The organism is Alkalibacter saccharofermentans DSM 14828, assembly GCF_900128885.1.
In the GTDB taxonomy this organism is placed as follows: Bacteria; Bacillota; Clostridia; order Eubacteriales; family Alkalibacteraceae; genus Alkalibacter; species Alkalibacter saccharofermentans.
In genome coordinates, this window is the sequence record NZ_FQTU01000005.1 from 43,937 (window position 1) to 58,824 (window position 14,888).

Genomic DNA, 14,888 nt, shown 5'->3' on the forward strand with positions numbered 1-14,888 from the left:
TCTTCCTCCCGGTTGTTACAGAGCGTTCAAATCAACTATTTTCATCTTTTTTTGCATAAGTTTCAATGTATTTTTCTGCAGATTTATCGATATTCAAAATCACTTTTGCAGCATTTAACGTTTCTTTCATCCCTTGGTCATTAAAGTCCATAATAAATGCATCTAGACCTGCTCCTAGAGACATTGCCAGATATGTCCTATTCAGCAGCCCTCTCTTAGGCAGCTTGTAGGATACGTTTCCTATCCCCATAAGGGTTTTCCCCCCGAGATTTTCCTTGATAAGCCTGATTGCCTTAAGAGCTTCAATCAGGCTCTCCTGATTCGTTGCAGCAGGCAGGGATAGGCAGTCAAAAACAAAATCCTTTTTGCCGAGCCCGTATTTTTTTGCTTCACTTAATATTTTTGCAGCTATTTCAAGCCTTTTCTCTCCTGTTTTTCCTAATCCATCTTCATCTATGAGAAGAGCTATCGCGACGCCGCCATACTTTTTCATGAGAGGAAAAACTTCCTTCATCGACTTTTCCGTGCCATTTACAGAGTTGATAACTGCTTTGCCGCTATAAGTCCTTAGAGCTGCTTCCAAAACGCCCACGTCTTTAGTCTCTATCTGCAAGGGTATATCCAAGGTTTGCTGAATGGCATTTACCACATCCACCATGGCAGCTTTTTCGTCCACTCCTTCAAGGCTGGTATTTATATTTAGTATATCTGCTCCCTTGTTTTTAATCTCTCTTGCAATGGAAACCAGCTTTCTGTAATTGCCGCTTTTAAGTATCTTTGTAACCTTTTCATTTCCATGTGGAATCATGTTTTCAGATATTGAGACCACTCCATCGTCCAAGTATACGCATTTCCTGCTGGAACATGTGACTGCAATATCTTTCGGTGCCGGTTTTACAGGTTTTTTTCCTTCAAGAGCCTTTATGAGATTTGAAATGTACTCAGGAGTAGTCCCGCAGCATCCCCCCAGAATCAAAACCCCCATGTCCGCCATTTTCACCATTGCATCGGCAAACTGTTCCTTGGTTATATCATAGGTTGTCTCGTCGTCCCTGTACACGGGTATTCCTGCATTTGGCTGCACTATTACAGGTATGGAGGAGTGCTTAAGAATTTCTTCGACTGTCCCAATCAGCTTGTCAGGTCCCAAAGAGCAGTTTACTCCCAGGGCATCCACGCCCATGCCTTCCAACAAGGCGACCATTGACTTGGAGTCCGCACCCATAAAGGTTTTCCCATTTTCTTCGAATGTCATGGTGCATATCACCGGAAGAGATGTGTTTTCCTTGGCTGCCAGTACAGCACACTTCATTTCATAAAGGTCGGTCATCGTTTCGATTATTATCAAATCGCAGCCTGCCTTTTCCCCTGCGATCATCTGTCTGGCAAAGGCTTTATATGCCAAGTCAAATGTGAGATCGCCCATGGGCACGAACATTTTCCCCAAGGGACCAACATCCAAAGCAACAGCTCTCTCCCCCGCCGCTTTTCTGGCACAATTTGTACCTGCTTTTATTACTTCTTCGGGAGCAAGGCCCACCTTCTCCAGTTTGAACTCATTGGCCCCGAATGTATTTGTAGTTATTACATCTGCACCTGCATCTACATATCTTTTATGTATCATTTCCAGAATGTCAGGGTATTTTATATTGACTTCTTCCGGAAGGATATTCTCCTTAACTTCCATTTGAAGCTGGGTTCCCATTGCTCCGTCAAAAAAAATGTATCTATCGTGATTAAAGTTAAATTTTTTCATGTGATCCCCCTAAATTATACTTGATATTTTATTATATCAAAAAAAGCTCCTTAATAGTAGTCATTAGGCTCAAACGAAAATAAGACGCCCTAAAGGACGCCTTACGATTAGATTTATTCTATTTGTGGAGCACAGGCGAAACTTTTTTGTACATCAATGCCGTCACTACCGACACTATAGAAGTCTTAAAGATATTAAATGGCGTTATTCCAAACAGTACAAGAGTTTCGAAGCTGACTATATTTGGGTTTACTGCCGATCCCATCGCTATAATAGCTTCGATTGGCATAATCTTTGCGTATAGTGGGAGCATGATAAAGTAGTTTAGCAACGCAGCTGCCACTACCATGGAAACCGCACCTACCACCAAGGCCTTTATGGCGTTTTTTTTCGTCTTGTTTTTTCTATAGATGATCGCCGCAGGCACTACCCAAGCCGTCCCTATGACGAAATTGGCGAGCTCTCCAACCCCTCCGGTCATCGTGCCTTTGATTAATAAAAACAATAAGTTCTTGATAAGTTCAATTATGGTTCCGGCCAAAGGCCCTAGCGCAAATCCTCCCAAAAGAGCCGGTACGTCGCTTAGGTCAAACTTCAGGAATGCCGGAAATAAAGGTACCGAAAACTCCAGGTACATCAGTGCAAAAGCAATGGTGCTCAGAACCCCTACCCTGGTTAAAAATTTCGTCTTGCTGTTTTGCATATTATCCTCCTTGTTTTGTCAACGCATTGAAAAAAACTTTCGTCGACGTCCAATTTTCTTAATTTTTCATCTCGAGTATTTTCATCTTAAGCTTGTCTGCCTTGCAATTCTTTAGAGCTAGGTCAAAGCTTTCCCTTGCCTTCTTGCCGTTATTTGTATTTTTGTGGGCGACTCCTTTGTAATACGGAACCGAAATAATAGTGGTTCTGTATATGGCGTTGAAGACAGGGTTTCTGATCTTTTTGATGTTTTTCAGCTCGGTTTCAGCCTTCTCGGACAGTTTGATGGCTTTGCTGTAGTCCTTCAGCCAGATCGCATTTTTTATCGCTTCCGTCAATATGTTTATGTTCTGCTCCGTTTTATAAGCTTTATCCAAGTATTCGATGTATTCTCCCGGAATTTTTTTGGTTTCATCCCCATATTTTAAAATATGAAGGCTTAAGAGATAGTTGTAGACATACCTCTTGGACTGTGGATCTTCTTTCATTCCTTCAGTTATCTTTTCTATCGCCTCATCAACCTGGATTTTGCCTATTTCCACTCCGATGGCATATCTTTGTACGATAAAGCTGGTGTCCTTTTTCTTTTTCATCTGCTTGTCGTAATCATTAAAGCGCTTGCCCAAAAACAAGTCGAATTTCTCCTCCGACGCATTGGCCTCTTTTCTAAATCTGAAATGCCCGTAGGCTATTATACTGGCAGCCAACGCTACGAATCCGGCTGCGAAAATCGGTCTGTCGTAAAAGTAAACCGCAGCCAACAACAATAGGATATTGGGGAAAAATACATTTTTTTTGTATTTGTTGTGTCTCAAGGCTGCCAATTGGTATTGAAGAAAAGTCCTGTCAAAAACTCTATCCATAATTAATTCTCTCCTCGTTTCAACCCTTTCGCATGCTCAGGGATATTCTATTTCGCTTTAAATCCACATCCATGACTCTTACTGAAACTATGTCTCCCACTGAAACCACGTCCATAGGATTTTTAACGTAGCTGTCGCTTAGCTGGGATATGTGTACGAGACCGTCCTGATGGACTCCTATGTCCACAAAAACACCAAAATCGATGACGTTTCTGACGGTGCCGCTTAAAACCATCCCGGGCTTGAGATGGGTTATGTCCATAACTTCGGATTTAAATACCGGTTTTTGGAAGCCTTCTCGTGGATCCCGACCTGGCTTTTTAAGCTCTTTTATTATCTCCTCTAAAGTTATGACTCCCAAATCAATCTTTTTAGCCATGCTTTCCACATCTAATTTTTCAAGCTTTTGAGAAATCTCTTTATGGTTGTTGGCAAACTCCTCAAGCTTACAGCCAATATCTGATAGGATTTTTTCTGCGGCATCATAAGACTCCGGATGAAGGGCGCTGTTGTCTAGTGGGTTTTTTCCGTCGGCTATCCGCAAAAATCCTGCGCATTGTTCAAAGGCTTTTGCACCTATCTTCTTGACTTTAAGTATCTCTTTTCTATCCTTGAAAGGTCCGTTTTCTCTACGGTAGTCCAATATGTTTCCCGCTGTAGTCTTGTTAAGTCCGGATATATTCATCAATAGGTATGCAGAAGCAGTATTAATGTCTACTCCCACGGCGTTTACCCCATCCTCTATTACTCCATCAAGGGCCTTGGCAAGTTCCTTTTGGTCTACATCATGCTGATACTGACCTACTCCGATATGCTTCGGATCTATTTTTACAAGCTCCGCCAAAGGATCCTGAAGCCTTCTAGCAATCGAAACCGCTCCTCTTAATGATACGTTGAGATCCGGAAACTCCTCATTCCCTATGGCTGATGCAGAGTAAACGCTGGCTCCCGCTTCATTTACCACGATGAACTCGGTCTTCAAGCCAAACTCCTTCAACATATCTCCAACTATGATTTCAGACTCTCTGCTTGCCGTACCATTTCCTATGGCAATTATGTCTACGCCGTGCTTTTTTATCATCTCTACAATAACTTTTTTTGCTTCCGTCACTTTATTCTGTGGTGCGGTAGGGTATATGGTTTCCCATTCCAAAAGCTCACCGTAGGGACCTACTACCGTTATCTTGCATCCCGTCCTGAATGCAGGGTCAAAGCCCATCACCGTTTTTCCTCTAACAGGAGGCTGCATCAAGTACTTCTTCAGGTTTACGCTAAATACCTTTATGGCGGATTTATCAGCCTTTTCAGTGAGGGTGCTTCGGACCTCCCTTTCTATTGAGGGCATAATGAGTCTTTTAAGTCCATCCCTTACTGCCTCCCTGAGATATCCGCATTTTTCACCCTTCGGATCCCCGACATTTCTTTCTAGATACTGAGCCATCTTTTCTTCATCACATAGGACCTTGACGCTCAGGTATTTTTTCTTTTCGCCTCTGTTGATTGCTAAAACCCTATGGTTCGCGATTTTAGACACGGCTTCTGAAAAGTTGAAATACATTTCAAAATCCGCAGCTTTCTCGTCTTCCGTCTTGGCCTTAGAAGTTTGAACTATCCCTTCGCTCATGTAAGTCTCGCGTATCTTCTTTCTAAATTTTGCATTGTCGGATACATCTTCTGCCAATATATCCATGGCGCCTGCAACCGCTTCTGCCCTAGTCTCCACACCTATCTCTGGATCAACGAATTCTGAGGATTTTATGTCTGCCTGATTGTCGTCCTTTGCCATCAGAATGAAAGCCGCCAAAGGCTCAAGACCCTTATCCCTGGCAATGGAAGCTCTTGTTTTTCTCTTTTGCTTATAGGGAAGATATAAATCCTCCACTTCCTGAAGAACTTTCGCATTTTCTATGGAAACTTTTAGTTCATCCGTCAGCTTTCCCTGTTCTTCTATAAGTCTTAGGACTTCTTCTTTTCTCTTTTCAAGGTTTCGAAGATAAGAAAGCCTTTCGTTCAATTCTCTCAACACGACGTCGTCTAGATTGCCTGTCGCTTCTTTTCGGTATCTTGCGATAAATGGTATTGTATTCCCCTCATCTACCAATTCCACTACGGTCTTGACCTGTGATGATTTTATCTTAAACTCATCTGCAAGTCTTTTTATAATCTGTACGCTCATAATATGCCTCTCAATCTAAATATGCGCTGCTTAATTTTTTGTTGTCTTAAGATATTCGTTGATAAAAGGTTCGATTTCTCCGTCCATCACGCTTTGGATATTGCCCACCTCGACGTTTGTTCGGTGATCCTTAATCATATTGTAAGGATGGAACACGTAGCTTCTAATCTGGTTTCCCCAAGCTATCTGACCGTATTCCCCCTTAAGGTCTTCTATTCTTTCCTTGTGTTCCCTCTCCTTAAGCTCAATAAGCTTTCCATAAAGCATCTTCATGGCAGTATCCTTGTTCTTATGCTGGCTTCTTTCATTTTGACACTGGACCACTATTCCCGTAGGTATATGGGTTATTCTGACGGCTGAGTCCGTGGTGTTTACATGCTGCCCTCCAGCGCCGCTAGCCCTGTATGTATCAATCTTCAAATCATCCTGATTTATATCCACCACGCTGTCGTCTTCTATTTCCGGGGAAATATCCACTGAGGCAAATGACGTGTGCCTTCTTCCTGAAGAGTCAAAAGGCGAGATTCTAACCAGTCTGTGAACGCCTTTTTCGCTTTTTAAATATCCATATGCATTGAGTCCTTCTATCGCAAGAGTGACACTTTTAATTCCAGCTTCGTCACCAGGTTGAAATTCCAGCGTCTTTACCTTGTAGTTGCGCTTTTCAGCCCACCTGGTGTACATCCTTAAGAGCATCTGGGCCCAATCTTGGGACTCGGTTCCACCGGCACCTGGGTGTATCGCAAGAACCGCGCTGTTTGCATCGTAATCACCACTTAGCAATACTTCAAGGTTGTAGTCATCAAGTTCCTGTGAGAGCTCTTTAACCACAGCGGCAAGCTCATCTGCAAGTTCTTCGTCGCTTTCCTCCTCCAGCATCTCCACCAATGCCTTGGCATCTTCGATCCTGAGTTCAAGCTCGTTATGCCTGGCAAGCTTGTTTTTTAGGTCGTTTAGCTTTTTCAATAGGCTTTGGGCATTTTCCTGGTCATCCCAGAAGTTTTCCTGGTTGACCTCTTCGTTTAATTCCTGTGATTTCAGTTCAACGTCAGCCAAGTCAAAGTGAATCACCGATTTCCTTTAATCTTCCCTTCAATTCTTTGATTTGCCTAGTATATTCCTGCAATTCCAACATTTCAATCACCTCTATTTATTCGTTTCTTCCACAGCATTTCTTGTATTTTTTCCCGCTGCCGCAAGGGCAAGGGTCATTTCTCCCCGGCTTGTCTTTTTTAATTACCGGCTCTCTTTTAGGTGCATCTTCTTTATTGGTTGTAACGTTATCCAAAACATTGTTTTTTTCTTCAACCACCGGCTGCTTTTGGACTTCTAGGTGGAAAAGGTATTTAATCGTATCTTCCTGAATGTTTTTTGTCATCTCTTCGAACATGTCAAAGCCTTCATTGGTGTAAGCAGCTACAGGATCCACCTGTCCATATGCCCTTAATCCTATTCCCTGCTTCAGCTGTTCCATGTCATCTATGTGGTCCATCCATTTTCTGTCTACGACCCTTAAAAGGACTACTCTTTCAAGTTCCCTGAAACGTTCTTTGCCAATCTCTTCTTCTTTGGCATTGAGCACTGACATTCCCTTTTGATATACCAGGTCCTTTAGCTCATCCCTTGTAAGCTGCTCTGTGGGAACTTCCATGTGAAACCCATCGGAAAAGAGCGTTCTGCCATGTTCAAAAAGTCCGTTAAGATCCCACTCCTCAAAATATTCGCTAAATCCTGTATATATGGTGATGGACTCCTCGACCAATCCTTCGTACATCTTCAGGACCTGATCGTGGATATCTCCGCCTTCAAGAACGGTTTTGCGCTGAGAGTATATTATCTCCCTTTGCTTGTTCATGACATTGTCGTACTGAAGCACGTGCTTTCTTATATCAAAGTTGCGCCCTTCCACTTTCTTCTGGGCATTTTCTATTCCCTTGCTGAGCATTTTGTTCTCAATTGGCATATCCTCCGGCAGACCCAAGTTGTCTACCAGCCCCATGATTCTCTCCGAGCCGAAGAGCCTCATCAGCTCATCTTCAAGGGATATGAAAAACTGTGAAGATCCCTCATCTCCCTGACGGCCTGAACGTCCTCTCAGCTGGTTGTCTATCCTTCTGGATTCGTGTCTTTCGGTTCCCAGGATATGAAGGCCTCCAAGCTCTTTAACTCCTTCTCCAAGGACAATGTCCGTACCTCTTCCGGCCATGTTAGTGGAAATCGTCACGGCATTTTTTTGACCGGCCATGCTGATTATTTCCGCTTCTTTTTCATGATACTTTGCGTTTAACACCTGATGAGGTATTCCCTGCTTTTTAAGCATCGTGCTTAATACTTCTGACTTTTCTATGGATATCGTTCCTACGAGAACGGGCTGTCCTGTCTGGTTCCTAGATTTTATTTCCTCTACGATTGCGCTGAATTTGCCCATTTCCGACTTGTAGACCAAATCGACCATATCGTCTCTGATCATGGGTTTGTTGGTGGGTATGGCAAGAACATCCATGTTGTAGATGGATTTGAATTCCTCTTCCTCTGTCTTTGCCGTACCGGTCATTCCCGATAGCTTGTTGTACATCCTAAAGTAGTTTTGGAATGTGATGGTGGCGAGGGTCTTTGATTCTCTTTCCACCTTGACGTTTTCCTTCGCCTCAATTGCCTGGTGAAGACCGTTGCTATATCTTCTTCCCGGCATAAGCCTTCCTGTAAATTCGTCTACGATGATTACCTGACCGTCATTTACCACGTAGTCTTTGTCTCTTTTCATCAAAAAATTGGCTCTTAGAGCCTGGTTGATATGGTGGGCAAGCTCCATGTTTTCCATGTCAGCAAGATTTTCGATGCCAAAAGCCTTTTCTGTCTTCACCAGACCACTTTCGTCAGTGAGCACTACGGTATTTGCTTTTTCATCAATGGTAAAGTCCACCTCATGCTTGAGCTTCTTGACAAAATTATTTACCAGGCTGTAGAGCTTCGTGCTTTTATCTCCGCTTCCGGATATTATAAGTGGCGTCCTGGCCTCATCTATAAGTATGCTGTCGACCTCATCTATAATCGCATAGTTTAGCTTTCGCTGCACTCTTTGCTCCATCCTTATGACCATATTGTCTCTAAGGTAGTCAAACCCGTATTCATTGTTTGTACCATATGTAATGTCTGAATTGTATGCGGCCTGCTTCTCATCAAAATTCAAACCGTGTACTACCAGGCCCACGCTCAATCCCAGAAAATTATAAACCTTGCCCATAGTCTCGCTGTCTCTTCTTGCGAGATAGTCGTTTACCGTAACGACGTGAACCCCTTCTCCTCTGAGGGCATTCAGATATCCAGGCAGAGTTGCCACCAATGTCTTGCCTTCACCGGTCTTCATCTCGGATATTCTTCCTTGATGCAGCACCATGCCTCCTAAAAGCTGAACCGGAAAGTGTTTCATCCCCAGGCTTCTCCATGCAGCTTCACGGACTACCGCAAAGGCCTCCTCCATGATATCGTCTTCCGTCTCCCCTTGCTTTAGCCTCTCTTTAAATTCAAGAGTTTTATTCTTTAAGGCTTCGTCGCTCAAGGCTTGCACCTCAGGCTCCAACCCTTCAATTTTCTCCACGGTTTTCATCATTTTTTTAATTTCTTTATCGTCTAAGTCTCCAAAAATCTTTTTTAGTATGGACAACTTTCTTCACCTCTTCAAAATGTGAGCTTTTCACACTAGATTTTTCATACAGAATCAATTATATCATAAAAAGACTTGTATTTTTACAAGTCTTTTTTCCAAAAATTAATCTGCTTATCTCCAACCTTAACCTGAACCAAGCTATATCCTCTTTCTTTTCTTTCCTTCATTTTCTTCATCAAATCGACTCTCTCACTATCTGAAAGTCTCTGGAGAATGTGCCCTGACTCATCTCTAATCGGCTCTTCATCCGGTATATCTTTCTTGCTGTGTTCATCCAGCCCCGAATACTCAAAATTGGTGGCAACAGGCTCTGCTCCGGCTGCTTCTTCTGCTTCTGCTCCTTCAAGAGCTCCCTCTGCCGCTTCTTCAGCTGCCTCTTCTAAAATCGTTTCGTCGGTCACTTCTTCAGTTGATTCTTCGATAGTCTCTTCAATTACTTCTTTAGTCCCTTCTTCAACTGACCCAGGTCTTTTATTGTAGTTTGGATTTTCTACGATCCGTCCGTCCACTATAATAAATTGATGCACTGTGTCCAAAGGCTCATCCGGTTTGAATGTCTGCTCCGAGACTTCCTCCACCGGTTTTTCAGCTGGCACTTCTTCATGAACCACAGGCTCTTCTGCCTCCTGTTGATCGGTTTGCAGGTTTGGATACGGCTCTAAATCTATAACCCTGGTTTCATGAAGTGGCTTGGTATGGTATTTGCTTTCAGGATCCTGCTGCAATTGATTGTATAAAACGTCGTCTTTAAGTTTTGAGGCATAGAGCATCTCGCTGGCTTTGTAGTCTTGGGGCGATATGTCCTCAAGTTTGTATTCTTCAGGAGATGACAACTCCGGCTCCTTTATATCCTGTTTGACCGACTGGGCATCCTCCGTTTCAGTCTTGGCCTGAACTTCCTTCTCTATGACATCCACAGGTATCTGGGGTTTGTCTTCAACCGGTATCTCTATTTTTTGAGTATTATCCACATTGCCTAAGACCATAGTCTGCTCCAATGTGTCATCTTCGATTCTTTCCAGCTTTTCCTGTATTTTTTTGCTTCTAGCATCGGATTCTTCATCAAAATATCCGTTTAACAATTCTTCTTCAGGCACCGGCCTGTTAAACATTTCCTCATCCAGGTCTTCAAGATCCAGTTCAGAAACTGTCGCATGGTCGTTTTTCATGGCACTTTGGATCAGCCCCATGGCTCCGCCGTAAATGAATATGTCTCCTACGCTGTAAATGTTGCTGAACATATCCAGCGCTCCCGGAAGCGGCAAGGGCAAAATATCCGCCAGATACCAGACCAACGTACCGTCAACCAAGGGTTGGTGAGTTCCACCTCGCCTTAAGAACATGGCTTCAAGGCTGTCGCTTATCCCAATAACCTCAGCTGCATCTAAAGATACCGGCATTTTCCCACCGTTAAGGAAGATGACCACAAAATTCATTATCACGCCCAAGGTTATTACGATGAACCATTTGTTGTCGAAATTGCTCATCAATGCGGCAAATAAAAGTATGTAGCTGACAAAGTGAAGCAATATGTCAAATTCCTGTATCTGCTCTACTCCATAGGCGTAGCCTGCATATATTGATCCCTGAAGTAAAAATGCCAGCACCATGAGAGGAATCAGTCTAATTTTTAAATTTGCCAGATTTGAAAGTTTTCCCCTTCTAACATACCCGATAAGAATCGCTGCGAACAACAATGCAACTGTCATTGAATCAACCTACCTTCGTCATGTAATTTAATAAACTTCTCAACCAAATAAGGATCAAGTTTTTTTCCGGATTCGTTTTTTAAAATTTCAATCGCCTCTTCATGACTCATGGCCGGCCTGTAGGGTCTGTCTGTAGTCACCGCATCAAATATATCAACGACTGTAATTATTTTAGACTCGTAAGGAATCTCTTCGCCTACCAACCCTCTAGGATATCCGGTTCCATCAAGGTATTCATGATGAGCTCCTATTATCTCTGTGGCCTTCTTAAGAAACGTAACATTTTCCAGTATGTGCACTCCTTTGGAAGGGTGTTCTTTAATAAACTCAAATTCCTCAACAGTAAGTTTCCCCGGCTTGTTGAGTATGGTATCAAGGATACCGATTTTTCCTATATCGTGAAATATTGCAGCGTATTGAAGCTGCTGCAAGTCGATTTTTGCTCCAGATTCTTTTGCAAGCATGGCCGAGTACTTTTCCACTCGTTCAGAATGTCCCTTTGTGTAAGGGTCCTTTTCCTCCAGTGCTGATGACAAGGCCTTGATAGTGTTAAGATATGACTGGCGCATGTCGAACACCAACTGAAAGGAGTAGCGGATCAAGAGATAGGGAAAGAAAAGTATGATGATGGACTCGATTCCAAAATTCAAGTAAGCCATGGTTATTATAATGCTTATTGCACTGACTCCTAAAACATTTGGAACCAGCCCGCTGAAGTTTTCCTTCCAAACCTCTCTTGGTTCAAAATCAGTCAACTTTATTATGAACATTCCTGTAATCGTCATATTACTAGCAATAAAAACAACTGAAGTTATCAACATAATAAGAATAGAGTTTAATATCGCGGAAATTCCCGTTCCCGAATTCAATGTAAAATACACAATGGAACTTAAACCTGCACTTATTACATAATTTGCAGTATTCCCAACTGTTTTATATAATTCAATATTTAGAATATGCTTATATTTATTGTCCATCTTATAAACAGCTAGCATTGTCCCCAACGCAGCGCTAATAATGGCACCATAAGGCCCATAAATTACTGACACGGGCAATATTACTCCAAACCCTAGAGTTACTCCCCCTTTTCGCGGAGTGAATATTACTAATGATTCTGCTATTATAGTTAATGTTACGAAAATCAAAAAATCTAGGTCTGGTGAAAATGAATAAAATTTAACTATATATATACTTAACAAAACTGCCGTTAAGCTCAGCTTTATTAAAAAGAATTTGGTTTCTCTAGTGATAGTTGAACCCATATAGTTTGGTTCCTTCCTTAAATTTATAACAAGGTCGGCGGTAATATTTGTTGCTGTTAAACTACTTTAAAGCCTGCACCAGCAGCCATTACCAAAGTCATTACAACCATCAATATTTGGATTAATTTAGCTTTCATTAGTTTGCCCCCTTATTATTATTTATAAGTTTAATAATACTGGGACTGTTTTCGCTAGTAAACAATCTTAATCCGCTTCGCTAGGTATTGATTGATCAAATCTTTAATGTTGATCCGCCGACCTTATTATCCTGAGTTAGGCCACCTCGATCATCCTGTTGATGGCATCGAGAATGGACTTTGTTATTGCACTGTTGATGTCGTTGTCCACTATGCACTTTCCTATTAAAAGTTTTTCAGAATTATTTTGAATAAGAGTTACTCCTGAAATCACCACATTTTTGGTCGCGATTGGCAACACTTTAATTTCCTCCACCACGAACCTCTTGTTTTGCTTTGTAAACTGTTCAACAGCGTTTAATGTCGCCTGGGCGACCAGCCTGTAAGCTTGAGAAGATGAGTGCAGCCCTTGTGTTTCTCCTTCGAATAAATGACCTTCATACTCCAAGATGACCTTGGCCTTTCCGTTTATGTCAAGGTTGGTATATTCTACGGATTTTATCATTAGCCTTGGAGTGATTAAATTTTCACTTTCTTCGTAAACCTGGGCTATGCTTATTATCTTGTGATCTATTTTTAAATTGAATTTGGTTACCAATGCAGATTGAACATCTCGGATAATCTGCTTCGCAGATCTTTGATTGTTTGCAAGAATGTGTATCTCGACAATTTGATCGTCTTTGTTTGCCACTACCCTCGAGTTTATTACACTTAAGATTTTATTGATAAGAGTCTCTATTTCGTTGATTCTAGTCTGGTTTTCCAATGTGGCCATCCTCCCAACTTATTGAATGCAAAATACATAAAAGCTAAAACATCTTAACACAAACCATTATAACATATTTTTTAAACAACTGAAAAACAATTTAATCAAATATCAAAACCCCCTTCAAATGTTGAAGAGGGCGTTTTTTAGAATCAAATTATTAAATCGTAGGCTCAATCAAGCCGTAGTTTCCATCCTTTCTCTTGTAAACCACATTTACCTCTTCTGTATCGCTGTTGAGGAATACGAAGAAGTTATGTCCTAGAAGATCCATTTGAAGAGTGGCTTCTTCAGTTGACATCGGTTTTACAGGAAATCTTTTAGTTTTGACCAGCGAAGGCTCATCTGATTTGGTCTCTTCACTGAAAGATGAGAAGTCTATCCTGATAGTGGAATGGTCCTTCAGTTTTTTCTCCAGTTTAGTCTTATGCTTTCTCAATTGCCCTTCAAGCTTGTCAACTGCCAAATCAATGGATGCGTACATATCTTCGGTCGCTTCTTCCGCTCTAAGGATCGTGCCGTTAATAGGTATAGTCACTTCCAGGATATGCTTTCCCTTTTGTGTGCTCAAAGTTGCTGTTGCCTCGGTATCTGGATTGAAGTACTTGTCCAGTTTGGACAGCTTCTTATCCAAAGTGCTCTTTAATCCTGTTGTCACATCTACATTCTTTCCATACACTATTACACGCATAAATAACAACTCCTTTAGCTTTATATTGTCTTTTCTCTATATTGGTTTCTTTAATTATACCCGCCGTTTTATGTTCAAAACAAGAAATCAAAACAAAATCATGAACTCCCGTGTCCTCTAGCTCGAGGGTAATTTAAGTTGAAATTTATTAAGTTATAAGATTCAAGATATAAGCTTTAATAGATAACTATCATGACAAAGGGCGAAAAGCCCTTTGTCATGATATGCTTCAGCTGACCTGGTTTTTGCCCCCACACCCGCCGGCTGGAAGTTTAGCTCGGGGTTGCCTCACGAATCCTTCTCTCAACCTTGTTGATTGGCCGGGCTTACATCTAGGCCGCACCATGATCGACCCCCATTTTTGGGTGCCTTACGTGGATCGTTTCGCCTGCGACTGGCATCGATTTTCAACCACAGACCTGAAGCTTATTATATTATATGGTCATTGACGCCTCCAGTCAATCACTTATGCTCCTGCTCCAGCTTTAATAGCTTTTCTTTTACATCTATCCCGCTATCGTAGCCTGTCATGGCGCCGTCGGATCCTATGACCCTATGGCATGGGATGACTATCGCTATTGGATTTTTATTATTGGCTCCCCCTACTGCCCTACACGCCTTCTCATTTCCAATGGCTTTAGCAATATCTTTGTATGACGCAGTCTCCCCATAAGGAATGCTAAGAAGCGCCCTGTATACTTTATTTTGGAACTCTGTCCCTTGAATTTTAATTGGAATTGAAAATTCTTTTCTTTTTCCATCTAAGTATTCGCTTATCTGCCTTGCGGCTTCAATAGTTATTGAATTGCCCTTATCTATTTGATCTTCTTGAATCTGCCTTAGAATTTTTATTGAATGAACCGAGGTTTCGCTACCTTGGATCAAAATTGTCCCGATCTTTGTTTTTAAATAGGTCTTAGCCAAATTTAACGCCTCCTTTTGAAGGTTTTTAAAAACTTACAATACCAAGTATAACCTCAAGTAAAAAAAATCACAATGAATAGGTTTACATTTCCTTAAAAGAATAATTCTATAGAAATTTCATTTTGAATAAGGTATACTGATTTATGAGAAACGTCTTTTATGCAAAAATCGATGACTATCTGCGGTCGTCGGAGCCTGCACATGTCAAAGTCCATAAAAATATTATTTATATATA

11 protein-coding genes are annotated in these 14,888 nt (G+C 41.7%); all 11 read right to left on the reverse strand.

Annotation, left to right across the window (positions count from 1 at the left end):
• Window positions 1–31: 31 nt before the first annotated feature.
• Complete coding sequence (locus tag BUB93_RS04755) at window positions 32–1,756, reverse strand: homocysteine S-methyltransferase family protein (RefSeq protein WP_073269941.1); 1,725 nt, start codon at window positions 1,754–1,756, stop codon at window positions 32–34.
• Between the two features lie 118 nt (window positions 1,757–1,874).
• Complete coding sequence (locus BUB93_RS04760) at window positions 1,875–2,459, reverse strand: ECF transporter S component (protein ID WP_073269942.1); 585 nt, start codon at window positions 2,457–2,459, stop codon at window positions 1,875–1,877.
• A 58-nt stretch (window positions 2,460–2,517) separates the two neighbouring features.
• Window positions 2,518–3,321, reverse strand: coding sequence for a hypothetical protein (locus BUB93_RS04765; RefSeq protein WP_073269943.1), 804 nt, complete (start codon window positions 3,319–3,321; stop codon window positions 2,518–2,520).
• A 19-nt stretch (window positions 3,322–3,340) separates the two neighbouring features.
• A complete protein-coding gene (locus tag BUB93_RS04770; protein ID WP_073269944.1) occupies window positions 3,341–5,497 on the reverse strand; it encodes a Tex family protein in 2,157 nt (718 codons plus the stop codon).
• Window positions 5,498–5,527: 30 nt separating this feature from the next.
• Window positions 5,528–6,632, reverse strand: a protein-coding gene (gene prfB, locus BUB93_RS04775; RefSeq protein ID WP_200789422.1) for a peptide chain release factor 2 whose coding sequence is annotated in 2 segments (ribosomal slippage) — window positions 5,528–6,556 and window positions 6,558–6,632 — 1,104 coding nt in all. Because the reading frame shifts where the segments join, the coding sequence is not laid out codon by codon here.
• Between the two features lie 15 nt (window positions 6,633–6,647).
• Window positions 6,648–9,161: a preprotein translocase subunit SecA gene (secA, locus tag BUB93_RS04780; protein WP_073269946.1), complete on the reverse strand. Its 2,514-nt coding sequence runs from the start codon at window positions 9,159–9,161 to the stop codon at window positions 6,648–6,650.
• Between the two features lie 83 nt (window positions 9,162–9,244).
• Window positions 9,245–10,873 carry a DUF5317 domain-containing protein gene (locus BUB93_RS04785; RefSeq protein WP_073269947.1) on the reverse strand — a complete coding sequence of 543 codons (1,629 nt, stop codon included), beginning with the start codon at window positions 10,871–10,873 and terminating at the stop codon, window positions 9,245–9,247.
• Window positions 10,870–12,135 carry an HD-GYP domain-containing protein gene (locus BUB93_RS04790; RefSeq protein WP_073269948.1) on the reverse strand — a complete coding sequence of 422 codons (1,266 nt, stop codon included), beginning with the start codon at window positions 12,133–12,135 and terminating at the stop codon, window positions 10,870–10,872. The genes BUB93_RS04785 and BUB93_RS04790 overlap by 4 nt, the downstream gene beginning before the upstream one ends.
• Window positions 12,136–12,408: 273 nt before the next feature.
• Window positions 12,409–13,047, reverse strand: a complete 639-nt coding sequence (locus BUB93_RS04795; RefSeq protein WP_073269949.1) for a hypothetical protein — start codon at window positions 13,045–13,047, stop codon at window positions 12,409–12,411.
• A gap of 151 nt (window positions 13,048–13,198) precedes the next feature.
• Entirely contained in the window at window positions 13,199–13,729 is a 531-nt protein-coding gene (gene hpf, locus BUB93_RS04800) for a ribosome hibernation-promoting factor, HPF/YfiA family (protein ID WP_073269950.1), read from the reverse strand.
• Between the two features lie 462 nt (window positions 13,730–14,191).
• Window positions 14,192–14,653, reverse strand: a complete 462-nt coding sequence (locus BUB93_RS04805; protein WP_073269951.1) for a methylated-DNA--[protein]-cysteine S-methyltransferase — start codon at window positions 14,651–14,653, stop codon at window positions 14,192–14,194.
• Window positions 14,654–14,888 lie beyond the last annotated feature (235 nt).